Raw genomic sequence first — 23,922 nt, 5'->3', positions numbered from 1 at the left:
CCACCTCGTGAGCGTGTCGACCGCAGGTGAAGGCGAATCGAGGAACTCATGGCATCGACGACCACGAACCCCAGGACCGCTGTCCCGCGGCGGCCGCGCCGCGGAACCGACAGCTACGACGGCATCGAACCGTGGCTCGCGGAACTGTGCGCGATGGACGACGACGACCCCGAACGCCCGCGGCTGCGGGAAACGATCGTGCGCCGGTGCTTGCCGCTGGCCGAGCACATCGCCCGCCGTTTCGTCGGTCGAGGGGAGAACTACGACGACCTGTACCAGATCGCCGCGGTCGGGCTGGTGCTCGCGGTGGACCGCTTCGACCCGGCTCGTGGACCGTCGTTCCTGTCGTTCGCGGTCCCGACCATCATGGGCGAGGTGCGCCGCCACTTCCGGGACCACAGCTGGGCCGTTCGGGTGCCGCGCCGGACCAAGGAGATCCAGCTGACCATCGGCCCCGCCGTGGAAAGGCTTTGCCAGCGCCTGGAACGGATGCCCACCGCCTTGGAGATCGCCGTGGAGCTGAACGTCGATCTGCTCGAGGTCACGCAGGCGCTGCTGGCGGGCAACGCCTACTCCACCAACTCCATCGACGCGGTCGTCGAGGACGACGACACCGGCGGAACATCGGTCCGGGTCGCGGAGACCTTCGGCGAAGAGGACCCCTCCTATGAACTGACCGAAGAGGCACTGGCCGTCGCACCTCTGCTCGCCGAACTGCCGCAGTGGGAGCGGCAGGTACTGCGCATGCGTTTCTTCGAGGGGCGTACGCAGGCGCAGATCGCCGAAGTGCTCGGTGTCTCCCAGATGCACATCTCCCGCGTTCTGTCGCGAACCATCGCCGACCTCCGGGAGCGCGCCATGCGCGACTGATCACCGCAGGGTGCGCATCCGCCGGATCAGGCGTTGAGCGTCGTCAACGGGGTCCTGCCGTACGCCTCGCGGTAAGTGGTCGCGAAGCGTCCGGGATGGCCGAAACCCCATGCCGTGGCGATCGAGGTGACCGTGTGCCCGTCGTCGGGCGAGCAGTCGCGCAGTTGCTCGTGCGCGCCGCGCAGGCGCAGCCGCCGCAGATACGCCATGGGCGTGGTGCCGAGGTGGCGCCGGAACGCCAACTGCAGGGCGCGGACGGTGACGTACGCGGCCGCGGCGATATCGGTGACGGCGATGTCGTCGCGGACATGTGACTCGAGGTAGGCCAGCGCGCGCCGCACCGTCTCGGGATGGGCGTCGTTGCGGTCGCCCGCCGTCGGATCGGTGTGCGCGGTGCTGGGCAGGGCGTGCAGCACGCTGGCGGCCAGGTACTGCGCGGCGGTGGAGGTGATCAGCGGTTGCTCGCGGGCCACGCGGTCGGCGGCGAGGTCGCCCAGGTGCTCCAGCACCCGGGACAGGTGCCCGGCGGCCGCGGTGGAAACCGGCCGGTGACCGGTCAAACGGACCGGTTCCAGGTCGTGATCGGGGCTCGTGGCCGCCACCCTGGTGAGCAGATCCGGGTCGAACATCGTGATGCTGTAGCGGGCATGGTGGATCACCCCGGAATACGGCAGGTCGGGGGGCGTGAGCACACCGACATCTCCGGGGTGGAAGTAGTCGGTGCCGACGTCGCGATAATGCTCTTCGATCGCGCCCGATTCCACCCGGCACAGGCATATCTTGCGCAAGGGCTGCGCGTCGTAGCTCATGTCGAAGCCCAATTCGAACTCGTCCAGGCTGACGGGACCCAGCACATCCCGGGTGACGCTCGCGCGGACCGGTGTTCCGGCGCTGTTGCCGATCCGCATCGTGGTGTAGGTCACGTTGAGGAATTCCTCGGTGTCACTCAAGCTGTCGCTGCGAAAAGCGAATGACTCCATCGGCGTGACACTCCTGCTCTTTCGGATACGGCATCCCGCCCGGCACGTCGTAAGGGTGTTGGCCGAGCGGCTGTGCTCAGCGTTCGGACTGGTCACAACCGTCTTTTCGGCAATAAGTGGCCACCCGGTCGGTATTCCGTGAGGCGACGGCGACAGGAATCCCCGACACGTCATGTTTTTGGTTACCCGGTTTCCCTCCGGTTCAATCTCGCAACGTTCGCTGTGCGATCGAGAAGACGAAGCTTCTCTTGGGTTTCCGACCGCTCGCACGGTCCGGCGTGTTTCGTCCTCGCTCCAGCGGCCACCCTGACGGGGAGGGGCGGATGGCCGCCCCATAACGAAGCCGTCCGGCAACTTGACGAGGGAGGTCTCATGGCATTGCAGGACACGATCGCGCAACTGCGGCAGGACATCACCACCGCCGAGGACGCAGGCGACGAGACGACCGCCGAGCGTCTGCGCGGTGAACTCGCCGAAGCGATGCGCGCCGCGGACAAGGACGCCGAAGCCGATCGCCGGTGACGAAACGGCCGCACGCGGCCGGCGGTGCACCGCGCCGCCGGCCGCGCGTTCGTCAACCCGCGCTTTCCCGGTCCTCGAGCCCCACGGCCTCGGCGAGTTCCCGGCGGTGCCGCCGCAGGTCGGGATGAGCGGAACTCATCTCGCCCATCAGATCGGCCAGTCCGTCGGCGAGCCGAAACTGCCGATCCAGACGGGCTTCGGTTACCGCGACCGGCCACCCTCAAACGAATGTGGTGGTCCCGCGCGCACTGCTCGGGACCGCCCACGGGATCGGTTGTCCGCCCTCATCAGTCGTCGGGATCGTCGCGCGGCGGAAGGTAGGGCTCGGCCTCTTCCGGGTGGCCGTGGGCGATGCTGCGTGCTCGCGCCAGCTCGGCGTCCACCTCCGCGCCCAGCAACACAGCGATATTCGAGATCCAAAGCCACACGAGGAAGACGACGACGCCACCGAGGGAGCCGTAGACCCGGTTGTAGGAGCCGAAGTGGCTGACGTAGAACGCGAATCCCCAGGACGCTGCCGCCCAGAGCAGCACGGCCAGCGCGCTGCCCGGCGTCAGCCACCGGAATCCCGGCTGCCGCACGTTCGGCGCGGCCCAGTACAGGAGCGCGAAGACCAGGCTGATCAGCGCCATCATCACCGGCCACTTGGCGATGCCCCAGGCGGTGATCGCGACCTGCCCGAACCCGAGCCACCGGCCGACATGGTCGGCCACTGAACCGCTGATCACGACGCCCGCGGTGCAGACGCCCAGCAGGGCGACCACCGCGGCGGTCAGGGCCACCCGCACCGGCACGGTCTTCCAGGCGGGCCGCCCTTCCTCGATGTCGTAGATGGCGTTGCTCGCGCGCATGAACGCCCCGATGTAGGCCGACGCGGTCCACAGCGCGGAGGCCAGTCCGAGCAAGGCCAGCGGCCCGGCCGGCGCCTGTGCTTCGCGCACGTCGTCGACCGCGTCGACCAGCAGGTCCGTCCCGCTGCCCGGCCCGATCTGGCGAATGGTGTCGACCAATGCGCCGGTGTCGTCGCGCCCCAGCATGCCCAGCCCCGCGGTGAGCACGATCAGCCCCGGAAACAGCGACAGCACACTGTAATACGTCAGGGAGGCCGCCCAGTCGGTGAGATTGTCCTCCTGGAATTCGCGGATCGACCGTTTCACCACGCCCCACCACGACCGGCCCGGCAGGTCCGCGGGCCCGCGCAGCCGCCGTCCAGCCGTGGATCTCTTTTGTCCGTTCTCCGCCACCCGGCACACCTCCCGCTGCGGCCGGATACCCGGCCTGTCCGACTCGAAACCACGCCGTGGCAGCGGTTTTCGAGGTGCCGGCGACGTGCCGGGGGCAATGGACAGCACCAGGAAAATCCGTTGTCCCGGCAACGACCGGACCGTAACGTCGCTGCGGTTTGCCCACCCATCGACCGAAGGAGATCCGACCATGGAACCCGTCACCGAACGCGACATCAGGTCGTCGTTCGTCAACTGCTCGAAAGGAGACGCCAAACGGCTGCCCGTGCCGCGCGACCTCGACGAGCGGCCTTGGACCGAGCTGGACTTCCTGGGCTGGAGCGATCCCTCCCTGCCCGGGCGGGGCTATCTGGTCGTCCCGCAGGAGGACCGCCTGGTCGGCGTCGCCCTGCGCTACGCCACCGGCGGCACCGGCCGGGCGCAGATGTGCACGATCTGCCTGACCACCCATACCGGCGGCGGGGTCTCGCTGATGACCGCGCACAAAGCCGGGGAATCCGGGCGCCGAGGAAACTCGGTCGGCACCTACATGTGCACCGATCTCGCTTGCTCGCTGTATGCGCGCAACAAGAAGCGGCCCGCGCTCGGAAGCCGGTACCGGGAAGACCTCACGCCCGACGAGAAGATCGAGCGGGTGCGCGAGAACATCACCGCGTTCCTCGCGAAGCTCTACGCCTGATCACACGCCCATCCCTCGGGCAGCCGCCGCGCCGCACGCACGACTCGCCACCCCGAGCCAGCCGAGAGCGCTCGGGGTGGCCCTATCTCTCACGCGCCGAGTCGGCTCGGCTGCCGTTTTCCGGCGTGGATTCCCACACTTCCCGCAGGCTCGGAGCGCCGGGAACCAGGTCGGGCAGATCGGGTATCGCTTCCGCGTCGTCGGTGATCACGGCGATGATCGCCGCGTGCTGTTCGCGGGCCAGCCGCGCCGCCTCCTGGCACGCTTCGGTGACCGCGCGGCCCAGCTGTTCCGGTGTGCGGCGCAGGGCCGCCGGGGCGAATCGCACGTCGACGGGAACGCCCGCGGTGTCCACTGTCACTCCCACCAACTTGTCGGCCGACTCCGCCGTGCACCGCACCGCCGACAGCCGCTCACGCACCTGGCGCAGGTGGGTGCGCTGCTCGGCGAGCGCATCCAGGATGTGGTCCACCTGGTTGCGGATCCCGCTGTTGGTCGCGCGCAGCCCGTCGCGTTCCCACCGATCCATCGGCTCCGGCCTCCTCGCGTCCGCGTCGTTCCCGGACTATCGATCGCACAGAGACGTGACACCGCCCGAGTCCGAAGTTCAAGACAGATTGTCCGGGACCGCCCGCGGCGCACGCGTCCCCGTCCTGGGAATGGTCAGGACGGCGCTGCGTCGGTTTCGTGCACCGTCAGCCAGCGGACCGCCTCCGGGTCGTCGGTGGTCAACACGGCTGTCACCCGACGGCGCGTGACGTTTCCGGCCGCCCGGTGCGTCTCCAGGAAACGCACCACCGCGACGCCGCCGGACCGCAGGAGTTCTTCGACGTCGGACACCTCGATGACCAGACCCGGCACGGCATTTCGCGCGCCGCGGAGACTCGCGATCAGCGCGTCGCGCCCCAGCACTTCGCCACCGGTCGTCACCATGCTGAACCGCTCGTGCTGCGCCGCCGCGAACCGCTCGAATACCTCGGCGCGCGCCTGCGACCCCAGCCACGTCGCGAGGTCGGCATGCAACCGCTCGACCGCGCCGACCAGATCGACATCCATTCGCGGCATGCTACGCCGACCGCCGCCGTCACCGTCGAGGCCGGGATCTCCGGCTCCGGTGGGGAAGTGCGATCACCAGCCGCCGTACGGGACGGTGATCAACTCCAGGAAGTGACCGCTGGGGTCGAGGAAGTAGACGCCGCGACCGCCGTCGTTGTGGTTGATCTCGCCGGGGCGCCGCTGCTGCGGATCGGCCCAATGGTCCAGGCGATCACGCTGGATCTTGGCGTAGGCCGCGTCGAATTCCGTCTCGGAGACCAAGAACGCGTAGTGCTGCGGCTGGATGTCGGTGACCTGCGCAGGGACGTTCGCGAAGTCGAAGGTGACGCCGCCGGGTAGTGAGACCGGGATGAACGGTCCCCATGGCGTTCCGACTTCCAGGCCGAGGATGTCCGCCCAGAAGGCGGCGGAAACGCGATGATCGTGGCAACCGACGATGGTGTGATCGAATCGTACGGACAGTGGAGTTTCTCCTCTGGGACGTGACGATCCCGACCCCGGGCTCGGTACAAGGCGGCCAACGGGAGCACCGTCACGTTCGGCCAACCTAACACCGCCCGCGGGCCCGCGCCAGTCCCGGGCGGGTGTGCCCGACCGGTGCGGGCGGTAGCGTCGGCGGAATGAAGATTCGTGGAGCAGTCCTGGAGCGGATCGGGGCGCCGGCGCCGTTCGCCGAATCGGCGCCGCTCACCGTATGCGATCTGGAGTTGCGCGAGCCGGGGCCGGGTGAACTGCTGGTTCGGATCGAGGCGGCGGGGCTGTGCCATTCGGATCTGTCCGTGGTGGACGGCAATCGGGTCCGGCCGGTGCCCATGCTGCTGGGCCACGAAGCCGCGGGGCGAGTCCTTGCGGCCGGTCCCGGTGACGGCGACATCGCGGTCGGGCAGCGCGTGGTCATGACCTTCCTGCCGCGCTGCGGCGAATGCGCGGGTTGCGCGACCGACGGCCGCACGCCGTGTGTGCCCGGCAGCGTGGCCAACAACGCGGGCGAATTGCTCAACGGCGGGCGCCGGTTGTCTCGCGCGGGCGCCGAGGTACACCATCACCTGGGCGTTTCCGCCTTCGCCACGCACGCGGTGGTGGATCGCAGGTCGGTGGTCCCCGTCGACGACGACGTGCCCCCGGAAGTAGCGGCCGTCCTCGGTTGTGCGGTGCTGACCGGCGGTGGCGCCCTGCTGAATTCGGCGCGGCCGGGAACCGGGGACCGGATCATGGTCGTCGGTCTGGGCGGCGTCGGTATGGCGGCGGTGCTGGTCGCGTTGTCGCTCGCCGCGGAGGGACACGAGGTGGTCGCGGTCGACACAGTTCCGGAAAAGCTCGCGCTCGCGCGGGAATTGGGAGTGCACGCGGCGTACACCCCGGCGGAGGTCGCCGAGCTGGACGTGCAGGCCGAGGTGGTGGTCGAGGCCGCGGGCAACGTGCGCGCCTTCGAGACCGCCGTGGCGGCGACCGCGCCCGGTGGCACCACCGTCACCGTCGGACTGCCCGCTCCCGACGCCCGCGCCGCTGTCTCGCCCTTGGCGTTGGTCGCCCAGGGGCGTTCCATCGTCGGCAGCTACCTCGGCTCGGCCGTGCCGTCCCGGGACATTCCCGAGTACGTCCGCATGTGGCGGGCGGGACGGCTACCGGTGGAGCGGCTCGTGTCGGCGCACATCGGTCTGGACGAGATCAACCGCGCCATGGACGAACTCGCCGCGGGCCACGCCTTGCGCCAGGTCATCGTCTTCGACTGAGCCGACCCCGGCGGCCGTGACCGAGGGGGCTGCGCGGGCGGTCGGCGGGCCGCTCAGCCGGCGGGCCGGTCCATCTTCTCGACGAACCGTTCGAGCAGGCGGGCGAAGTCGGCGCGTTCGGCGGGAGTCCAATCCGCCATCGCGGCGGCCATGGCGGTGCGACGTCGTGCCGCGGCCTCGGCCGAGGCTCGGCGCCCCGCGGCGGTGGGGCGCAGGACCGAACGTCGTCCGTCGCGCTGATCGGCGACGCGTTCCAGCAGTCCGGCAGCGACCGCTCGCGCCACCAGGCGGCTCGCCCTCGGCTGGTCGACACCGAGGGCGGGAGCGAGTGCGCCCACGGTGTCGGCCACGCCGCCGGCCACAGCGTCCAGGACACCGAACACCGCAACAGGGACCGCACCCTCGCTCAGCGCGCCGCGCGTCTGCCTGCGACGGATCCGGACCATCGCCGCTTCCACGGCGACGGTGACGGCATCGTGCTCGTCCATTCGCTCACCTGTCGTGCCGGAAATTTATATGTCATAGTACATGTACTTGTATTACTGCATACATAGGAGCGGCGATGGCCATCCAGCGCGGCATCGGGTACTGGCTCGTGGAACTCGATCGACTGATCAATCAGCGCTTCGACGAAGACCTCGCCGCGGGCGGGTTCAGCCGCAGACGCTGGCAGGCCGTGCATTCCCTCGCGGAAGGCCCGCAGCGCGCCGACGAGGTCAGCGAAGCGCTCGACGCCTTCTGGGCCGACGACTCCGAATGGCCCATCGAACTGGCCGAACTCGTCGCGGCCGGGTTGGTCGCCGACGACGCGGGCGTTTTGTCGCTGACCGAGAAGGGCCGCGTCGCCCACGACGAGGCCTTCGCCCGGATCGCCCGGCGCAGGCGGCAGATGGCGGCCGGAATCACCGACGAGCAGTTCGCCGCGACAGTGCGATCGCTGCAACGGATGGCCGCGAACCTCGCGGACGCGCCGGGCCGGGAGGTCGGCGAACGACAGCCGTCGCGGTAGTGCTTCGCTCGGCCCGGCGCGTCCGCGGACGACCGCGCCTGCGGCGGCGTCGGTGCTGCCGCTGGACCAGCCGGGCGGCGGAGGGAATGGGCTCGGCCCGGCACACTAGGCTGATCCCGGACCGAAGCGGAACGAGGAGGTGCGGTGACCATTCGGGTCGGAGTGCTCGGAGCGCGTGGCAAAGTCGGACAGGCGATCTGCGCGGCGGTGACGGCGGCGGAGGACCTGGAACTGGTCGCCGCGGTCGACAAGGACGATTCGCTGGATTCGTTCACCGCCGCGAATACACAGGTGGTCGTCGATTTCACGCACCCGGACGTGGTGATGGGGAATCTGCGGTTCCTGGTCGAGCACGGCATTCACGCGGTGGTCGGTACCACGGGGTTCGACGAATCCCGCTTGGCGCAGGTGCGCGGCTGGTTGGCCGGACGTCCGGAGGTCGGCGTGCTGATCGCGCCGAACTTCGCGATCGGCGCGGTGCTGTCCATGCGCTTCGCCGAGCAGGCCGCCCGGTTCTTCGAATCGGTGGAGGTCATCGAGCTGCACCACCCCAACAAGGCGGACGCGCCCTCCGGTACGGCCTATCGCACGGCGGGCTTGATCGCGGCTGCCCGGGACAAGGCGGGGCTGGACCGCAGTCCCGACGCGACCACCACCGAGCTGGCGGGCGCGCGCGGGGCCGACGTGGACGGGGTACGAGTGCATTCGGTGCGCCTGGCCGGTCTGGTCGCCCACCAAGAGGTGCTGTTCGGTACCCAGGGCGAGACCCTCACCATTCGGCACGATTCGATCGACCGCTCCTCGTTCGCCCCCGGTGTGCTGCTCGGCGTGCGGGAGATCGCGAACCGCCCCGGCCTCACCGTCGGACTCGACCCGTTCCTCGACCTGTGAGCGCGCCTCGGCTGTCGCTCCCGGCGTCGCCGGACCGCAACGGTGCGCGCTCGTGAGCGGTTCGGAGCCGTCCGATCGGAAGGACGGCGGGGAAGTCGTCAAGGTGGTCGCCCTGATCGCAGCGCTCGTCTTGGTCCTCGGCTTCTATTTCCTGCTGCTCGGCCGGATCGCGTTCAGCCTGATCGGTTCCGGTGACGTCGCGGCGATCGTGATCGGCGTGGGCGTGCTGATCCTGCCGCTGCTGGGCGTGTGGATCGTCGTGGCCACCGTGCGCGCGGCCCTGGCGCATCAGCACCTGGCGCGCCGTATCCACGACGAAGGTCTCGAGCTCGACACCGCCGAGTTGCCGCGCCTGCCGTCCGGCCGCATCGAACGGGCGGCCGCCGACGAGTTGTTCGCGACGGTCAAAGCGGAATGGGAAGCCGACCCGGACAACTGGCGCGTCTCCTACCGCCTCGCACGCGCCTACGACTACGCGGGTGACCGCACCAGAGCCCGCGAGACCATGCGCCGCGCGGTCGCGCTGGAACGGCACGAGCGCGACACCCGCTGACCGAACGGGCCGATACCATCGCAGGGTGGCCCGGTTGCTGATCATCCATCACACGCCGTCCCCGCATATGCAGGCGATGTTCGAGGCCGTCGTCTCCGGGGCCACCGACCCCGAGATCGAAGGCGTGGAGGTGGTCCGCCGCGCCGCGCTCGCCGTCACAGCCTCCGACGTGCTGGCCGCCGACGGGTACTTGCTGGGCAGCCCGGCGAACCTTGGATATATGAGCGGTGCGCTCAAACACGCGTTCGACACCTTCTACTATCCGTGCCTGGATTCCACGCGCGGTCGTCCGTACGGCTTGTACCTGCACGGCAACGAAGGCACCGAAGGCGCCGAGCGCGGCGTGGCGAGCGTGACCACCGGGCTGGGGTGGGAGCAGGCCGCCGCCGCGGTCGTGGTCTCCGGTCCGCCCGGCAAGGAGGACCTGCGACGGTGCTGGGAGCTGGGCGCCACGCTCGCGGCGGGGTTGATGGCCTGAGGCCCCCGAATTCTGGTGTCTGACCATCGCGCACCATTACCCGGCATACTGTCTGCGATTGTTGTCACGGTGGGGATGTGGACGAGTAGCTCGGGATGGGAGAGCCAGGTGACGTGGGCCGAAGGGGGCGAGAGCACGCCGCGCCGGATCGGATTGGTCGAGGATCATGAATCCGTCGCGATCGGTCTCGCCGCGATGCTTGCGCCGGAGACCGATCTCGATCTCGTGCTGACCGCGGGCACCGTGCCGGAATTGCTCGCCGCCGCCGACGGCGCGCCGAAGCTGGACCTGGTGGTGCTGGACCTGCGGCTGGCCGATGGTTCCTCACCCGAGGACAACGTGCGCGCCCTGCGCGGTCGCGGCATCGAGGTCTTGGTCTTCACGGGTGCGGACAACGCCTTTCTGGTGCGCTCCGCCGCGCGTGCGGGCGTGCTGGGTGTGGTGCGCAAATCCGAGGACGTGCCGACCGTCGTCGCCGCCGTGCGCCGTGCCGCCAGTGGCCAACAGGTGGTCACCACCGATTGGGCGGCCGCCATCGACGGCGACCCGCAACTGTCCGACGTGGGCCTGAGCCCGCGCCAGGAAGAAGTGCTCACCCTCTACGCCTCCGGTGAGAAGGCATCCCGGGTCGCGCGCTTGACCGGCTTGTCGGAGCAGACGGTCAACGACTATCTCGGCCGGATCCGGCAGAAGTACGCCGACGCCGGTCGCCCGGCGCCGACCAAAACCGACCTGTACAAGCGGGCGGTGGAGGACGGCTGGTTGCCGGTCCCCGAGCGGCATACCCGCGGATGATCGCGTCCAGCATGCTGGACGCCCCGTCGCACGCACGCTCCCTTCCGCTCGAGCGGCCCCGCGCGAGTCGTTGGCGCAGCGGAGTCGTCGCGCTGTCCAGGGAGAAGGCCTCCGAAGGCGCCGCTGACCGCATCTTGCGCAGGCTCGGGCTGGCCATCGGCATCGCCGGGGTGATCGCCGCGGTCGTCGAGTTGCCCGAGATCGCCGACCAGAGCCGCTACGTGCCCGTCCGGTGGACGGTCGTCGAGGTGGTGCTGGCGTTCGGACTGTTCCCGGTGCTCGCGGTCGTCTCGGTCGGCATGAGCCGACGCGTGATCCAGCGGGTCGCCGGGGCGGCGGCGGTGAGTTTCCTCGGGGCGATGGCGGTGGTCCCGTTCGCGTACACCGTGCCGGACGCCGAACAGGCGGCCTCGGTGTGGCTGTACCGGGTGCTGGCGCTGGGCGTCCTCGCGGCGGTGCTCGCGTGGCGACCTCCGCTCGCGGTGGCGTATCTGGTCGTGGGCTCGGCGTCCAGCGCGCTGGCGAATCTGGTTGTGCTGCGCGACACCACAGCGCTCGCGCTGCTCGGCGACTTCGCCCGGGCGGCGGGGCTGAGCGCGCTGTTCCTGTGGTGCGTCATCTACGCCAGGGCCGCGGCCGCCCGCGTGGATCGCGAGTCGGCGATCGAGAGCAATCGGGCGGCTGCCGTCGCTGGTGCCGCGGCCCGGGAGCGGGAACGCGCGCGCTTCGCCGCACTGATCCACGACGCGGTGCTGTCCACGCTGCTGGACGCCTCGCGGGCCGGGACCGAATCGCCCGTGCTGCGCCGCCAAGCCGAACGGACGCTGGAACAGCTCGACGAGTGCCGAGTCGGGGAGACCGAGCCCGACCGGTTGGACGCGCAGTCGGCGATCGGATTCCTCCGTTCGGCCGTGCACGAGGTGAACCCCGGTATCCGGTTCACCACTCGTCGCTGGGCCGGCTTCGATGATCTGCACCTGCCGGTGGACGCCGCGAGCACGATCGCCGCCGCACTCGCCGAGGCCGTGCGCAATAGTCTGCGGCACGCCACGGTCGCGGGGCGCGAGGTGCGCCGCACCGTCACTGTGACGATCAGCGCGGGCGGCATTCGCGTCGTCTTCCGCGACGACGGCGCGGGTTTCGACCTGAGCGCAGTGCCCGTCGATCGGCTCGGCATCTCGGTGAGCATCCTGGGCCGCATGCGTCAGCTGGCAGGCGGCGCCGGGTTCGTGGAATCCGAGCCGGGTGAGGGGACGACGGTGACCCTGGTGTGGGGCGGACATGGCTGAGCAGGAGACCGAATTCGGGCTGCGGGATCTGCTGGGGCTGCGCGACCGCGCGGCTTGGCTGTTCCTGGTCATTTTCGAAGCGACCATCGTGCTGTACATGATCCGGAACTTCTCCGAATCACCGGTGGCCGCCGCGGTCGCCGCGCTGGTCGTCCTCGCGCTGGCGGGCGTCGTGGTGCTGATGACGCCCGACGATCCGCTGCCCTGGCCGGCGACGGTGTTCGTCGCCGCGGCCGGGCCGCTCGCCACCACCCTCACCTCGTTCGACGTCGAACACGGCTGGTCGAAGCAGGTGTGGACGGCGTTCGCCGCGTCGTATGTGCTCGCGGTGCTGGTGTTGCGCGGACGGCTCGCCGCGGCCTGGTTGGGTGTCGCGGGGATCGGCGTGGTGATCGCCGTGGTCGGGGTGGTCGCGGGCCTGCGGGCGGGCGTCGTCATCGGTTCGATCGTGCCGGTCGCCACCGTTGCGGGGGTTTCGCTGTTCGTGGCGATCATGCGCCCGACCCAGCGTTCGCTCCGGCTGCTGCGCGAGGAAGCGGCCATGCGCGCCGCCGCGGAGGCCGCGATGGCCGCGGAGAATGGCGAACGCACCCGTCAGCTGGCCTGCCTGGACGCGGTGGCGCGACCGATCCTGGAACGCATCGCCGACGGCGACGAACTCACCGCCGCCGAACGCGAACAGTGCAGGCTGCTGGAAGCCGAACTGCGCGACGGCCTGCGCGCCCCGCAACTGGCCACCGAGCAGCTCAGTAGCGCGGCCCGGGGAGCCCGCTCACGCGGCGTCGAGGTGATCCTGCTCGACGACGGCGGTTTCACCGGTGTCCCGTATCGAGTGCGCCAGCAGGTGATCGCCGCCGCCACCCGGGAGCTGGACGCCGCGAACGAGGGCTCGGTCACCGTCCGCATCCTCCCGACCGGCCGCCGCATCCTGGCCACCGTCCTGGCCACCGCCGCCGACCAGGACCGCCGCACCGAAATCGACGCCACCGGCGCGGTCACCGTCTCGACCTGAGGACTCCCCCCGAGGCTCCCGCCACAACGAAACGCGCCTTACCGTGCACCGCAGTGGCGAGTTCCATGCCTACGCGCCCAGCGCACCACAACCACGTCTTTCGAGCGAAGCGAGACAGTGCATGCGCCGTTCGCGGCCCGGCTCGCGTTCGAGCGGCCGCCGCGTCCGCGACGAAGTCGCCAGCGGCGGCCGCTCGAACGCGAGCCACCAGGGGGCCGCGAACACGCCGCGACGCAGTCGCGGCCAATCAAACACAGCACACCCAGCGCCGAAGGCGCTGGAAAATCGAACACTGTCGGTGCCTCGTGGCATCGTTCCGGTCATGCGGAAGATGGGTGCGGCGGCGGCGCGGCGGACGGCGTTGGCGGCGCAAGGGTTCGGGGCGCGCAGGCCGGGGCGGGTCACACGGCGGACGGTGCTCGGAGTATTGGACCGGACGCAGCTGCTGCAATTGGATTCGGTATCGGCGGTGGTGCGCGCGCATTACGCGCCGGTGTTCAGCCGGATCGGACCCTACGATCGCACCCTGGTGGATCAGGCCGCGTGGAGCAACGGCACGCGGCGGCCGCGTGCGCTGGTCGAATACTGGGCGCACGAGGCGGCCCTCATCCCGGTCGAGGACTGGCCGCTGCTGCGCTGGCGGATGCGGAAGTACGAGCAGGGGCGCTGGTCCGGTATGCGCAAGGTGGTCGAGCGCAATCCCACCTTGGGCAAGGACATCCTGGATGTGATCACCGAGGTGGGCGCGGCCACGGCGGGTGAGGTGGAGCGCCACCTCGAGCTGGACAAGCCGCGGCCGAAGGGCTCTTGGTGGAATCTCAGTGACACGAAGATGATCTGCGAGCAGCTGTTCGCCGCGGGCGCGTTGTCGGTGGCCACCCGGGTCGGATTCACCAGGCATTACGACCTGACCGAACGGGTGTTGCCGCCGGAGGTGCTGGCGCGCGATGTCGACGAACCGGACGCCGTCCGCGAGTTGGTGTTGCGCGCGGCCACCGCGCACGGTATCGGCACCGAAGCGGACCTACGCGACTACTACCGTCTGCATCGCAGCCAGACCGAGCCGGCCATCGCCGATCTGATGGACGCGGGTGAGTTGATCCCGGTGGAGGTGGCGGGTTGGGACAGACCGGCCTACTTGCGGGCGGGCGCGCCCGCACCGCGCCGCGTCGAGGGCGCCGCCCTGCTGTGCCCGTTCGACCCGCTGATCTTCTTCCGGGCCCGCACCGAGCGGATCTTCGACTTCCACTACCGCATCGAGATCTACACTCCGGAACACAAACGGGTCCACGGCTATTACGTCTTCCCGTTCCTGCTCGACGGCGAACTCGTCGGCCGCGTCGACTTGCGCGCGGAGCGTGCCGCCGGCCGGTTGTCGGTACCCGCCGCGTTCGCCGAGCCCGGATACGACACCCCGGCCACCGCCCACGCTCTCGGTGGCGCGCTGCGTGAGCTGGCCGATTGGCTCGAACTGGACGAGGTGGTCGTGGGTGATCGCGGCAATCTCGCCGCGTTGCTGTAGCGCGAGTGGGTCAGCTGTCGCGTTTGGGCCCGTACCCGCGCATCTGGTCGCGCAAGGCTCCGTGGACGGCGCTGGACAGCCACGAGTTCAGTGACTGACCGCTCTGCGCGGCAGCCTCTTCCGCGCGCGCCTTCATCTGCTCCACGAGTCGCAGTGTGACCCTGCTGATGTCTCCGGTCATCTCCTCGAAGGTGGGTGGCTCGTCTCCGGTGGTGCTCTTGCGCACATCGATGGCGGCGTCCGTGCCGTCCACCGAGACGTGTACCGTGCGGTCGCCGAGCGCGGCGCTGACCTCGGCAGCGAGGTCCGAGAGCGCGGCGAGCAGCATCAGGCGCGCCGGGCCTTCGGTGGCCGCGGCCAGTGCCGCCGCCGTGGCCTGGGTCTTCTCGTCGCCGAGCGCCGCGGCGGCGATCAGGTCCTCGCGCAGCTTGCTGGTGTACTTGTTCAAATCCATGATGTCAGTGTGACGTCATTATTGATGTCGAGCAAGCTGCGGTTCGACATCATGGTGGCGTCACCGATATGGATTCGCGTCTGTGTTGCGGCCTGATCGCCGACGACGGTGTCGAGGGCGTGTCCCGGACCGGGTAGCCTTTCTGACCATGAAGAACGGTGAATCGACGCCAACGGAGCTGCGTGCGTCCGGCACGGTAGGTGTCGCGATGGTGACCCCCTTCAGCGCCGACGGCAAGCTCGACGTCGATGCCGGGGTCGCGCTCGCGGCCCGCCTGATCGACCGCGGCGTCGACCTGCTCGCGATCTCGGGAACCACCGGGGAATCGCCGACCACCACCGAATCGGAGAAAGCCGACCTGCTGCGCGCCGTCGTCGACGCGGTGGGCGAGCGCGCGACCGTGATCGCGGGGGCGGGCACCTACGACACCGCGCACTCGATCGAACTCGCGCGCAACGCGCAGCGGGCGGGTGCACACGGTTTGCTCGTGGTGACGCCGTACTACTCCCGGCCTTCGCAGGAGGGGCTCGTCGCGCACTTCACCGCCGTCGCCGACGCTACCGACCTGCCGGTCACCCTCTACGACATCCCGGGACGGTCGGTGGTGCCGATCGCCAGCGACACCATTCGCAAGCTCGCCGAGCACCCGCGCATCGTCGCGGTCAAGGACGCCAAGGGCGACTTGAACATGGGCGCCGAACTCATCGCGAGCACCGGCCTGACCTTCTACTCCGGTGACGACGCGCTCAACCTGCCCTGGCTGTCGGTCGGCGCGGCCGGATTCATCAGCGTCATCGGTCATCTCGCGCCCGAACGGCTGCGCGCGCTGCTGGAGGCGTACACGGCGGGAGAGGTGGTGCGCGCCCGCGAGATCAACACCACGCTGCTGCCACTGCACGCCGCGATGGCCCGACTGGGTGGCGTGGCGATGAGCAAGGGCGGTCTGCGGCTGCTCGGCGTCGAGGTCGGCGAGCCGCGACTGCCGCAACTGATGCCGAGCGGTGAGCAGCTCGAGATGCTCGCCGCTGACCTGCGAGCGGTCGGAGTGCTTTCGTGAGCGAGTCCCTATCCCGTCGCCGCCGCAGCGCCTCCCGCCCGGCGGGAGCGCCCGCCCCCTCCGCGCCGGTGGAGCGGGTGACGCAGGCCGCGTCACCCGAGCCCGTCGCGCTGTCCGAGCCGGCGCTCGACCGGGCCACGGCGCCCGAGACGCCGGTCGAGGCCGAAGCCGTCGTGCGCGCCGCGGATCCCGCGCCCGCACGGGCACGCCGGGAGCCCCGGACGCAGGACGCGGGGTCGCGGCGCGCGGGCCGTGGACGTGCGCAGTCCCGACGGGGCGAAGAGCCGTCGGCGCAGGCGGAACCGATCGCCGCCCACGACCGTCTCGGCGTCCCGCCCGCCCTGCCCGAGAACGGCCTGCGGGTGTTCGCCCTGGGCGGCATCGGCGAAATCGGCCGCAACATGACCGTTTTCGAGTACGGCGGCAAGTTGCTGATCGTGGACTGCGGCGTGCTGTTCCCGGAGGACCAGCAGCCCGGTGTCGATCTGATCCTGCCGGACTTCCGCCCCATCGAGAACCGGATGGACGACGTGGTGGCCGTGGTACTCACCCACGGCCACGAGGACCACATCGGCGCGGTGCCGTTCCTGCTGCGATTGCGGCCCGACATCCCGGTGGTCGGCTCGAAGTTCACCCTCGCGCTGGTCGCCGCGAAATGCCGGGAGCACCGCCTGCATCCGAAGCTGGTCGAGGTGACCGAGGGGCAGCACACCACGCACGGCCCGTTCGGTTGCGAGTACTTCGCGGTCAACCACTCGATCCCCGACGCGCTCGCCGTCGCCATCCGTACTCCGGCGGGCGTCGCCCTGCACACCGGTGACATCAAGCTCGACCAGCTGCCGCTGGACGGGCGGCTCACCGACCTGGCCGGATTCTCCCGGCTCGGTGACGAGGGCGTGGACCTGTTCTTGGTGGACTCCACCAATGCCGAGGTCCCCGGCTTCGTCACGCCGGAGCGTGAGATCGGCGGTGTACTCGACACGGTGATCGGCAAGGCGCGCGGCCGGGTGATCGTCGCGTCCTTCGCCAGTCACGTGCACCGCATCCAGCAGGTGGTCGACGTGGCGCAGAAGTACGGGCGACGGGTGTGCTTCGTCGGCCGCTCGATGGTGCGCAACATGCAGATCGCCCAGGACCTGGGTTATCTCACGGTGCCCGAGGGCGTGGTCGTCGATCTCGATGTCGCCGCGACGCTGCCCGGCCACCGCCTGGTGCTGATCTCCACGGGCTCGCAGGGCGAGCCGCTGTCGGCGCTCTCGCGGATGGCGCGGGGCGACCACCGGCAGATCAACGTCCGTCCCGACGACCTCGTGGTGCTGGCTTCCTCGCTCATCCCGGGTAACGAGAACTCGGTGTTCGCGGTGGTCAACGGCCTGGCTCGGCTCGGTGCCACGGTGATCACCCAGCAGAACGCGAAGGTGCACGTCTCCGGGCACGCCTCGGCTGGGGAACTGCTGTACCTGTACAACGCGGTACGGCCGACCAATGCGATGCCGGTGCACGGCGAGTGGCGTCACCTGCGCGCGAACGCCGCGCTGGCGGTGGCCACGGGTGTGCCGCAGGAACGGGTGGTGCTCGCCGAGGACGGGGTGGTGGTCGACCTGGTCGACGGCATCGCCTCGATCGTCGGCCGGGTGCCGGTGGGCCACGTGTACGTCGACGGGCTGTCGGTGGGCGACGTCGGGGAGTCGACGCTGTCGGACCGGCTGGTGCTCGGGGAGGGCGGTTTCATCGCGATCACCGTCGCCATCGACGAGACCACCGGCAAAGCGGTGAGCACTCCGGAGCTCAGCGGACGAGGCTTCTCCGACGACCCGACCGCTCTGCTCGACGCGGCCGAACTGGTGGAAGCCGAACTGCTGCGGCTGGCGGGCGAGGGCGTCACCGACACTCACCGGATCGCGCAAGGCGTGCGCCGTGTGGTCGGCCGCTGGGTGGCCGACACCTATCGGCGCCGCCCGATGATCGTGCCGACCGTCATCGGCGTCTGACCTCGTTTACGAAAAAGCGCCGGGCAGCTTCGGCTGCCCGGCGCTTCGCACGCGGTAGGGGCTTACTCCTGGCAGGCCGCGGACTCGATCTTCGCGCTCTTGACGATGTTGCAGGCGAAGGTGTGGTCGACCTTCCACTGGCCACCCTCGGAGACGAACTGGATGAACGCGTCGTCCACCGGGGTGCCGTCGATGGTGACTTTGGCGTCGGCCTTGAGCTTGCCGTCCTTCGGGTCGCCCACGTTGACCACCTCGACCGTGACCTTCTGCTTCTTCGCGGCGTCGACGAGGTTGGCGACCAGGTAGGGATCCTGCTCGGCGGCCTGGATCCAGCTGATCTTCTCCGCGTTCGGCACGTTGGGATCGAACGCCTTCTGCAGTCGTTCGTTCAGCTGCTGCACGGAGGGCTTGGCCAGCGCGGGCGAGGAGGGGGTGGTCGGCGCGGAGCCGGTCTCCTTGTCGCCCTTGTCCGTGCCGCCCTCCAGCTCACCCGCCGCATGGCTGGGGTTGGCGCTGGTGCTGGTGGACGAGGAGTCGTCGCCCGAGGCGCAGGCGGTCAGCGAGCAGGCCGCCGCGGTGAGGACGACGGCCACGGCGGTCCGGAAAATGCGATTCTTCACGATGTTTCCTAAGTCTCGAATTCCGGGCATCAGCCGTGGTTGGACGTGCAGTTCCAGTGCACGATGTAGGCGTCGGAATCGTTGTGCCGCAGCGCTTGGCTCTGTGCGCTGCGCCGCGACGCCGCGTATCCCCAGCTCCAGCTGCCGCTGCCGCTGGAATACGCCACGGCGCCGCAGCCGTTGCGGAACCACACCACCGACTGGCAGTCGGCGGCGCCGCAGGAGCTCACGGCGCGCTGCTGCGCGGCGGACGAGCTCGGGTAGTCGTAGGAGTACCCGATCAAGCCGGTGGAGGTGGACAGCGCGATCGCGCCGTAGTTGTTGGTGTAGGCGTGCGCGGTGGGCGCGCTGACGGCCAGCGCGGCACCCACTGCCGCGAGCGCGGCCACACCGGTAGCAAACTTCTTCACGGAGGATTTGCCCCTTCTTGTCATTAGGCCCACGACCCGATGGACCGAGTGACAAGGTACAGAGCGGACACGCATTGCGCTAGCCGGAGATTTCCCGGCAGCGGGAGCCGGGAACTTCGTGATATGGACGCGCGTTTGCTCGCGGAGTCGACTTACCATCCAGTGTGGCCCAGGGTCCTGTCTGCCGCAACCCGGACGCCGGAGTCCAAGTGCTCACTCGCGTGTGAAACCCGCTGGAGGTCAACGTCGTTGCGCTTCGGGCCGAGCGGCGCCGTGCCGCGGCGGGGGTCGACAGCGGGTGTGACTGCCCTCGGAAGCCCCGCGAGGGAAGGGTGGGATGGCGCCGCGGTTGCCGTGACGTGTGGCCCTCGTGCCGCGCGGCGGCGTGGCCGGGTGGTCGGTATGTTCGGGGTGTGACTATGGCGCAGCGGGAACGCAGGGGTCTCGTCGAGGCGATGGCGGCCGCCGGCCCGGACGCCCGGACGCTCTGCGGCGAGTGGACGGTGCGGGACTTGGCAGCGCACTTGGTGGTTCGCGAACGGCGGCCCGACGCCGCGCCCGGCATCCTGTTGCGGCCGCTGACGGGGTATCTCGACCGGGTGCAGGCCAAGGCGGCGCGCAAGCCCTTCCCCGAATTGCTGGACCAGGTGCGGACCGGTCCGCCCTGGTGGTCGCCGTTGCGGCCGGTGGACGCGGTGGTCAATCTGTCGGAGATGTTCGTGCATCACGAGGACGTGCGCCGCGCCGAGGCCGGTTGGCAACCGCGCGAACTTTCTGCGGCCGATGAGGATCAACTGTGGTCGGTGCTGCGCAAGATGGCCAGGATGGCCTACCGTAAGGCGCCGGTCACCGTCGAGTTGGCGACGCCCGACGGCAGGAAGTCGGTGGTGCGGTCGGATTCCGGCGAGGTCGTCACGCTGATCGGAAAGCCCTCGGAACTGGTGTTGCACGCCTTCGGCCGGAACGAGGTCCGGCTGGAGACCGCCGGATCGCCCGAGGCCGTCCGGGCGGTACTGGATACGGACCGATCGATTTGACGCGTCGGCCGTAGTGGCGGCACACCGGCTTCCGCCGCACACCTACCCGGCACGCGGGGCCGGAATCCCGATGCAGGCCGGGCGCCACGCTGTTCCCACCGCGAGCGCGACTCGGTGGGCGGACGTCCGGAAAATCGTTGCGCGGATCTCGAGCGATTCCATGGCGGTGAAGGCCCCGCGACCGGCGCGATGGCACGGAGAGGCGGAGCGCTACCAGTGTTGCGGATGGTCCGGATGGGGCGATTGCGGCTAGCCTGGGGCCATGGCAGGTAAGTCCCGCAGCACCTCGACGACTCGGGCGCGGGCGGGATCGGCGCGGGGGAGGACAACCACGGCACGGTCTCGCGCGGCCACGCCCCGTACCGCGGCCCCGCGAGCGAGCGCGGCGCCCCGCCGACGCGGTTCCACGGCACGGCGTCCCGTGCGCCGCGCATCGAACGCCTCGAACACCGCGCCGCTCGCGGTGATCGGGCGCGGCATCGGCAGCGGCTGGAACATGCTGGCCCGCGGTCTCGGCGCGACCACGCGCACGCTGAGCCGGGCCGGGGAGATCGAACACGGGCATCGGCGCGACGGCGTCGCGCTGGCTCTGATCGCCCTGAGCGCCGTGATCGCGGCGGCGGTGTGGTTGTCGGCAGGCGGGCCGGTCGGCCACTGGGTCGAGAGCGTCATCCGCGCGATCTCCGGATCAGCCTCCGCGGGACTGCCGTTCGTCGCCTCCGGGATCGCCGTCGTCCTGATGCGCACCGAACCGCGGCCCGAGATCCGGCCGCGGCTGGTGCTCGGCGGCCTGCTGATCGGCCTGCCGTTCCTCGGGCTGTGGCACATCGCCGCGGGCGCGCCCACCGACGCGCACGGGCGTTCCCGCGCAGCCGGTTTCGTCGGCTTCGTGACCGGCGGGCCGCTGACCAACGGCCTCACAGCCTGGCTTTCGGTCCCGATCCTGCTGCTGGCCATCGTCTTCGGCGCACTGCTGGTGACCGGGACGACGGTGCGCGAGGTGCCCGACAAGCTGCGTCGCTACCTCGGCGCAGCGCCCGGCGACGAATACGGTGAATTCGACGGCGAGCGCCGGGACTACGATCCGGCCGACTTCGACGCCGACGGCTTCCCGGTGCACCGCACCACCGCCAAGCGGCGTGGTCGCACCCCCGCGGAGAACTACCCGCCCGACGAGTTCGGCGCTCCGGACGCGGTCACCGAGGCGCTCGGCGAACCCCCGCTGCGGGATGCCAAGCCGATCGCGGTCGAGGAGCCCGCGCCGAAACCGAAGCCGAAGAAGCAGCGTCCCGCCCCGGTGGTGGAGGACCAGACGCCACCGCCGCCCCAGCAGTTGGAGTTCGTCGCCGATCGCGAAGTCGAAGGCGACTACACGCTGCCGCCGCTGTCGCTGCTGACCGACGGGGATCCGCCCAAGAAGCGCAGTGCCGCCAACGAATCGATGATCGAGGCGATCACCGAGGTGCTGGTGCAGTTCAAGATCGACGCCGCGGTCACCGGTTTCGTTCGCGGCCCGACGGTCACGCGCTACGAGGTCGAACTCGGGCCCGGCGTGAAGGTGGAGAAGATCACCGCGCTGGCGCGCAACATCGCCTATGCCGTCGCGACGGAGAACGTCCGGCTGCTCGCGCCGATCCCCGGCAAGTCCGCCGTCGGCATCGAGGTGCCCAATGCCGATCGCGAGCTGGTCCGCCTGGCCGACGTGCTCAAGGCGCCGTCCACCCGTACCGACCACCATCCGCTGGTGATCGGTCTGGGGAAGAACATCGAAGGCGAATTCGTCTCGGCGAATCTGGCGAAGATGCCGCACCTGCTGGTCGCGGGCTCCACCGGTTCCGGTAAGTCGAGCTTCGTCAACTCGATGCTGGTGTCGCTGTTGCAGCGGGCGACGCCGGACGAGGTGCGGATGATCCTGATCGACCCGAAGATGGTGGAACTGACGCCGTACGAGGGTATTCCGCACCTGATCACGCCTATCATCACGCAGCCGAAGAAGGCGGCGGCCGCGCTGGCCTGGCTGGTCGAGGAGATGGAGCAGCGCTATCAGGACATGCAGGCCAACAAGGTGCGCCATATCGACGACTTCAACAAGAAGGTGAAGTCGGGGGCGATCACCGCGCCGCTGGGCAGCGAGCGCGTCTACCGGCCCTACCCGTACATCCTGGCCATCGTCGACGAGCTGGCCGATCTGATGATGACCGCGCCGCGCGACGTGGAGGACGCCATCGTCCGCATCACCCAGAAGGCCCGTGCCGCGGGCATCCACCTCGTGCTGGCCACGCAGCGGCCGTCGGTGGACGTGGTGACCGGTCTGATCAAGACCAATGTGCCGTCCCGGCTGGCCTTCGCCACCTCGTCGCTGACCGATTCCCGCGTCATCCTCGACCAGCCCGGCGCGGAGAAGCTCATCGGCATGGGCGACGGCTTGTTCCTGCCGATGGGCGCGGGCAAGCCGACACGGCTGCAGGGCGCGTTCATCAGCGACGAGGAGATCCACGCCGTCGTCGATTTCACCAAGAACCAGGCCGAACCGGACTATCAAGAAGGCGTCACCGCAGCGAAGCCGGGGGAGAAAAAGGATGTCGATCCCGACATCGGCGACGATCTCGACGTCTTCCTGCAAGCGGTGGAACTCGTGGTCACCTCCCAGTTCGGGTCCACCTCCATGCTGCAGCGCAAGCTGCGCGTCGGCTTCGCCAAGGCGGGACGCCTGATGGACCTCATGGAGACCCGTGGCGTGGTCGGTCCGAGCGAGGGCTCCAAAGCGCGCGATGTGCTCGTCAAACCCGACGAACTGGACGGGTTGCTGTGGTCGATCCGCGGCGGCGGACCGGACGGGGACGCGGAGCCGCAGGAGTGATCCGGCTGGTTCCCTCGGCGAGATTCGAACTCGCATCTCCCGGAATCTAGGTCCGGCGCCTCTACCGATTGGGCTACGAGGGATCGATCGGAATTTGCATCACGAAAAAGGGGCCACTCCTCGGCGATTCGCCGCGGAGTGACCCCTTCGGTACGGGTCTGCGAAAGACACGTTCAGGGGCGGCTCCGCGCGCTCATCCGCCGAGAGACGGACGAGACCGATAGCACGGTGCGGGCGCGCGAGTGCCGGACACCACTCGGCAACCACTGCTGCCGCGCTGTCCCGGTCATCGTCTCGCCTTCCTGTGTCTGATCTTCGCCGCTCAGAAACTAACACCGGATGCCGATGTTGTGAACCGCTTTCGCTTCGCCGAAGACCCTACCTGGTCGAGTCCTTCGAGGGCTGCAAGGTGTTCCCAAACGCGAGGAATCGGTCTACGGCGTACTCGGCGGCGGGCCGGGGCGGGTTCGTTCCAGGGGGCGCGGCTCAGGGGCGCGGCAGTCGTCGGCCGCGAGCGGCTGTCGCGCGAACGGCCGGGTGAACGCATGTGGAATTATGGGCGGCAATCATCCCGCTACTCAAGAGCAACGGACAATTCGGGCATTATGGACATCATGACCTTCGCTTCCGATCGGCACACCGCATGCACGTAACCGCACTCGAATGGACGATCACCATCGTGGTGATCCTCGGACTGTTCGTCTTCGACTTCTTCGCGCACGTCCGCACGCCGCACGAGCCATCCTTCCGGGAATCCGGCTTCTGGTCCGCCGTCTACATCGGGCTCGCGCTGCTGTTCGGTGGCGTGGTGGCCTGGCAGTGGGGCGCGACCTACGCCGGGGAGTACTACGCGGGTTTCG

The 23,922-nt window shown here is 69.6% G+C and carries 25 protein-coding genes, 1 tRNA gene and 1 pseudogene; 17 read left to right on the top strand and 10 right to left on the bottom strand.

Annotated elements, in window-relative coordinates:
- Nucleotides 1–48: 48 nt before the first annotated feature.
- Entirely contained in the window at nt 49–870 is an 822-nt protein-coding gene (locus tag ON27_RS18030) for an RNA polymerase sigma factor SigF (RefSeq protein WP_043728343.1), read from the top strand.
- 26 nt (nt 871–896) lie between these two features.
- Here ON27_RS18030 and ON27_RS18025 read toward each other — a convergent pair whose 3' ends face one another.
- Complete coding sequence (locus ON27_RS18025) at nt 897–1,850, bottom strand: helix-turn-helix domain-containing protein (RefSeq protein WP_043728341.1); 954 nt, start codon at nt 1,848–1,850, stop codon at nt 897–899.
- A gap of 372 nt (nt 1,851–2,222) precedes the next feature.
- Here ON27_RS18025 and ON27_RS42925 point away from each other — a divergent pair, with 372 nt between their 5' ends.
- Complete coding sequence (locus tag ON27_RS42925; protein ID WP_157227223.1) at nt 2,223–2,372, top strand: hypothetical protein; 150 nt, start codon at nt 2,223–2,225, stop codon at nt 2,370–2,372.
- 287 nt (nt 2,373–2,659) lie between these two features.
- Here ON27_RS42925 and ON27_RS18020 read toward each other — a convergent pair whose 3' ends face one another.
- The gene (locus tag ON27_RS18020) at nt 2,660–3,616 is read right to left on the bottom strand and encodes a YihY/virulence factor BrkB family protein (RefSeq protein ID WP_245559999.1); all 957 of its coding nucleotides are present in this window, start codon (nt 3,614–3,616) and stop codon (nt 2,660–2,662) included.
- 190 nt (nt 3,617–3,806) lie between these two features.
- Here ON27_RS18020 and ON27_RS18015 point away from each other — a divergent pair, with 190 nt between their 5' ends.
- On the top strand, nt 3,807–4,295 hold the full coding sequence (locus ON27_RS18015; protein ID WP_043728338.1) for an FBP domain-containing protein: 489 nt from the start codon (nt 3,807–3,809) through the stop codon (nt 4,293–4,295).
- A gap of 82 nt (nt 4,296–4,377) precedes the next feature.
- Here the strand turns inward: ON27_RS18015 and ON27_RS18010 are convergent, their stop codons facing one another.
- From ON27_RS18010 to ON27_RS18000, 3 genes are all read right to left on the bottom strand, one after another.
- Nucleotides 4,378–4,824 carry a YbaB/EbfC family nucleoid-associated protein gene (locus ON27_RS18010; RefSeq protein WP_051046727.1) on the bottom strand — a complete coding sequence of 149 codons (447 nt, stop codon included), beginning with the start codon at nt 4,822–4,824 and terminating at the stop codon, nt 4,378–4,380.
- A 134-nt stretch (nt 4,825–4,958) separates the two neighbouring features.
- Nucleotides 4,959–5,351: a DUF4440 domain-containing protein gene (locus tag ON27_RS18005; protein WP_043728336.1), complete on the bottom strand. Its 393-nt coding sequence runs from the start codon at nt 5,349–5,351 to the stop codon at nt 4,959–4,961.
- A 72-nt stretch (nt 5,352–5,423) separates the two neighbouring features.
- Nucleotides 5,424–5,813 carry a VOC family protein gene (locus tag ON27_RS18000; RefSeq protein ID WP_043728356.1) on the bottom strand — a complete coding sequence of 130 codons (390 nt, stop codon included), beginning with the start codon at nt 5,811–5,813 and terminating at the stop codon, nt 5,424–5,426.
- 158 nt (nt 5,814–5,971) lie between these two features.
- Here ON27_RS18000 and ON27_RS17995 point away from each other — a divergent pair, with 158 nt between their 5' ends.
- A complete protein-coding gene (locus ON27_RS17995; RefSeq protein ID WP_043728335.1) occupies nt 5,972–7,084 on the top strand; it encodes an alcohol dehydrogenase catalytic domain-containing protein in 1,113 nt (370 codons plus the stop codon).
- Between the two features lie 53 nt (nt 7,085–7,137).
- On the opposite strand, the gene ON27_RS17990 is transcribed toward ON27_RS17995, so the two are convergent.
- Entirely contained in the window at nt 7,138–7,572 is a 435-nt protein-coding gene (locus tag ON27_RS17990) for a MarR family winged helix-turn-helix transcriptional regulator (protein ID WP_043728333.1), read from the bottom strand.
- Nucleotides 7,573–7,646: 74 nt separating this feature from the next.
- On the opposite strand from ON27_RS17990, the gene ON27_RS17985 reads away from it, so the two are divergent.
- The 8 genes from ON27_RS17985 to ON27_RS17950 all read left to right on the top strand — a co-directional run bounded on the left by ON27_RS17985 (nt 7,647) and on the right by ON27_RS17950 (nt 14,633).
- On the top strand, nt 7,647–8,093 hold the full coding sequence (locus tag ON27_RS17985; RefSeq protein WP_051046726.1) for a winged helix DNA-binding protein: 447 nt from the start codon (nt 7,647–7,649) through the stop codon (nt 8,091–8,093).
- Between the two features lie 144 nt (nt 8,094–8,237).
- Nucleotides 8,238–8,984 carry a 4-hydroxy-tetrahydrodipicolinate reductase gene (dapB, locus tag ON27_RS17980; protein WP_043728330.1) on the top strand — a complete coding sequence of 249 codons (747 nt, stop codon included), beginning with the start codon at nt 8,238–8,240 and terminating at the stop codon, nt 8,982–8,984.
- Nucleotides 8,985–9,036: 52 nt separating this feature from the next.
- A complete protein-coding gene (locus ON27_RS17975; protein WP_051046725.1) occupies nt 9,037–9,537 on the top strand; it encodes a hypothetical protein in 501 nt (166 codons plus the stop codon).
- 25 nt (nt 9,538–9,562) lie between these two features.
- Nucleotides 9,563–10,015, top strand: coding sequence for a flavodoxin family protein (locus ON27_RS17970; protein WP_043728327.1), 453 nt, complete (start codon nt 9,563–9,565; stop codon nt 10,013–10,015).
- 75 nt (nt 10,016–10,090) lie between these two features.
- Nucleotides 10,091–10,810, top strand: coding sequence for a DNA-binding response regulator (locus ON27_RS17965; protein ID WP_373282768.1), 720 nt, complete (start codon nt 10,091–10,093; stop codon nt 10,808–10,810).
- Nucleotides 10,811–10,821: 11 nt separating this feature from the next.
- Nucleotides 10,822–12,099 carry an ATP-binding protein gene (locus ON27_RS17960; RefSeq protein WP_245559998.1) on the top strand — a complete coding sequence of 426 codons (1,278 nt, stop codon included), beginning with the start codon at nt 10,822–10,824 and terminating at the stop codon, nt 12,097–12,099.
- Nucleotides 12,092–13,111 (top strand): DUF8320 family protein, encoded by a 1,020-nt coding sequence (locus ON27_RS17955; RefSeq protein ID WP_043728319.1) that lies wholly within the window; start codon nt 12,092–12,094, stop codon nt 13,109–13,111. The genes ON27_RS17960 and ON27_RS17955 overlap by 8 nt, the downstream gene beginning before the upstream one ends.
- 322 nt (nt 13,112–13,433) lie before the next feature.
- Nucleotides 13,434–14,633, top strand: a complete 1,200-nt coding sequence (locus ON27_RS17950; RefSeq protein WP_043728317.1) for a winged helix-turn-helix domain-containing protein — start codon at nt 13,434–13,436, stop codon at nt 14,631–14,633.
- A 10-nt stretch (nt 14,634–14,643) separates the two neighbouring features.
- Here the strand turns inward: ON27_RS17950 and ON27_RS17945 are convergent, their stop codons facing one another.
- A complete protein-coding gene (locus ON27_RS17945; protein WP_043728316.1) occupies nt 14,644–15,087 on the bottom strand; it encodes a hypothetical protein in 444 nt (147 codons plus the stop codon).
- Between the two features lie 148 nt (nt 15,088–15,235).
- Here ON27_RS17945 and dapA point away from each other — a divergent pair, with 148 nt between their 5' ends.
- Both dapA and ON27_RS17935 read left to right on the top strand, forming a co-directional pair.
- Entirely contained in the window at nt 15,236–16,144 is a 909-nt protein-coding gene (dapA, locus tag ON27_RS17940; RefSeq protein WP_043728314.1) for a 4-hydroxy-tetrahydrodipicolinate synthase, read from the top strand.
- A 173-nt stretch (nt 16,145–16,317) separates the two neighbouring features.
- Nucleotides 16,318–18,135, top strand: a complete 1,818-nt coding sequence (locus tag ON27_RS17935; protein WP_425295238.1) for a ribonuclease J — start codon at nt 16,318–16,320, stop codon at nt 18,133–18,135.
- A 62-nt stretch (nt 18,136–18,197) separates the two neighbouring features.
- Here ON27_RS17935 and ON27_RS17930 read toward each other — a convergent pair whose 3' ends face one another.
- Both ON27_RS17930 and ON27_RS17925 read right to left on the bottom strand, forming a co-directional pair.
- On the bottom strand, nt 18,198–18,755 hold the full coding sequence (locus tag ON27_RS17930) for a WKL family lipoprotein (RefSeq protein WP_043728310.1): 558 nt from the start codon (nt 18,753–18,755) through the stop codon (nt 18,198–18,200).
- A 29-nt stretch (nt 18,756–18,784) separates the two neighbouring features.
- A complete protein-coding gene (locus ON27_RS17925) occupies nt 18,785–19,165 on the bottom strand; it encodes a DUF4189 domain-containing protein (RefSeq protein ID WP_043728308.1) in 381 nt (126 codons plus the stop codon).
- A 413-nt stretch (nt 19,166–19,578) separates the two neighbouring features.
- Between ON27_RS17925 and ON27_RS17920 the strand changes: the two genes are divergently transcribed.
- Nucleotides 19,579–20,202 (top strand): TIGR03085 family metal-binding protein, encoded by a 624-nt coding sequence (locus ON27_RS17920; protein ID WP_043728351.1) that lies wholly within the window; start codon nt 19,579–19,581, stop codon nt 20,200–20,202.
- Nucleotides 20,203–20,464: 262 nt separating this feature from the next.
- Entirely contained in the window at nt 20,465–23,062 is a 2,598-nt protein-coding gene (locus ON27_RS17915) for a DNA translocase FtsK (protein ID WP_043728306.1), read from the top strand.
- A gap of 6 nt (nt 23,063–23,068) precedes the next feature.
- Here the strand turns inward: ON27_RS17915 and ON27_RS17910 are convergent.
- A tRNA-Leu gene (locus ON27_RS17910) sits at nt 23,069–23,145 on the bottom strand.
- A gap of 560 nt (nt 23,146–23,705) precedes the next feature.
- Here ON27_RS17910 and ON27_RS17905 point away from each other — a divergent pair.
- Nucleotides 23,706–23,922: pseudogene (locus ON27_RS17905) on the top strand (TerC family protein); the annotation flags it as partial.

It is taken from the genome of Nocardia asiatica NBRC 100129, assembly GCF_000308415.1.
Taxonomy (GTDB): Bacteria; Actinomycetota; Actinomycetes; order Mycobacteriales; family Mycobacteriaceae; genus Nocardia; species Nocardia asiatica.
The sequence above is the reverse complement of the archived record's forward strand: the minus strand, read 5'-3'. Positions and strand labels throughout refer to the sequence as shown.

Excerpts from the sequence above, each read along its gene's own strand:
- ON27_RS18030 (WP_043728343.1), top strand. The coding sequence starts at position 49 with ATGGCATCGACGACCACGAACCCCAGGACCGCTGTCCCGCGGCGGCCG.
- ON27_RS18025 (WP_043728341.1), bottom strand. The coding sequence starts at position 1,850 with ATGGAGTCATTCGCTTTTCGCAGCGACAGCTTGAGTGACACCGAGGAA.
- ON27_RS42925 (WP_157227223.1), top strand. The coding sequence starts at position 2,223 with ATGGCATTGCAGGACACGATCGCGCAACTGCGGCAGGACATCACCACC.
- ON27_RS18015 (WP_043728338.1), top strand. The coding sequence starts at position 3,807 with ATGGAACCCGTCACCGAACGCGACATCAGGTCGTCGTTCGTCAACTGC.
- ON27_RS18010 (WP_051046727.1), bottom strand. The coding sequence starts at position 4,824 with ATGGATCGGTGGGAACGCGACGGGCTGCGCGCGACCAACAGCGGGATC.
- ON27_RS18005 (WP_043728336.1), bottom strand. The coding sequence starts at position 5,351 with ATGGATGTCGATCTGGTCGGCGCGGTCGAGCGGTTGCATGCCGACCTC.
- ON27_RS17995 (WP_043728335.1), top strand. The coding sequence starts at position 5,972 with ATGAAGATTCGTGGAGCAGTCCTGGAGCGGATCGGGGCGCCGGCGCCG.
- ON27_RS17990 (WP_043728333.1), bottom strand. The coding sequence starts at position 7,572 with ATGGACGAGCACGATGCCGTCACCGTCGCCGTGGAAGCGGCGATGGTC.
- ON27_RS17985 (WP_051046726.1), top strand. The coding sequence starts at position 7,647 with ATGGCCATCCAGCGCGGCATCGGGTACTGGCTCGTGGAACTCGATCGA.
- ON27_RS17965 (WP_373282768.1), top strand. The coding sequence starts at position 10,091 with ATGTGGACGAGTAGCTCGGGATGGGAGAGCCAGGTGACGTGGGCCGAA.
- ON27_RS17960 (WP_245559998.1), top strand. The coding sequence starts at position 10,822 with ATGCTGGACGCCCCGTCGCACGCACGCTCCCTTCCGCTCGAGCGGCCC.
- ON27_RS17955 (WP_043728319.1), top strand. The coding sequence starts at position 12,092 with ATGGCTGAGCAGGAGACCGAATTCGGGCTGCGGGATCTGCTGGGGCTG.
- ON27_RS17950 (WP_043728317.1), top strand. The coding sequence starts at position 13,434 with ATGCGGAAGATGGGTGCGGCGGCGGCGCGGCGGACGGCGTTGGCGGCG.
- ON27_RS17945 (WP_043728316.1), bottom strand. The coding sequence starts at position 15,087 with ATGGATTTGAACAAGTACACCAGCAAGCTGCGCGAGGACCTGATCGCC.
- dapA (WP_043728314.1), top strand. The coding sequence starts at position 15,236 with ATGAAGAACGGTGAATCGACGCCAACGGAGCTGCGTGCGTCCGGCACG.
- ON27_RS17915 (WP_043728306.1), top strand. The coding sequence starts at position 20,465 with ATGGCAGGTAAGTCCCGCAGCACCTCGACGACTCGGGCGCGGGCGGGA.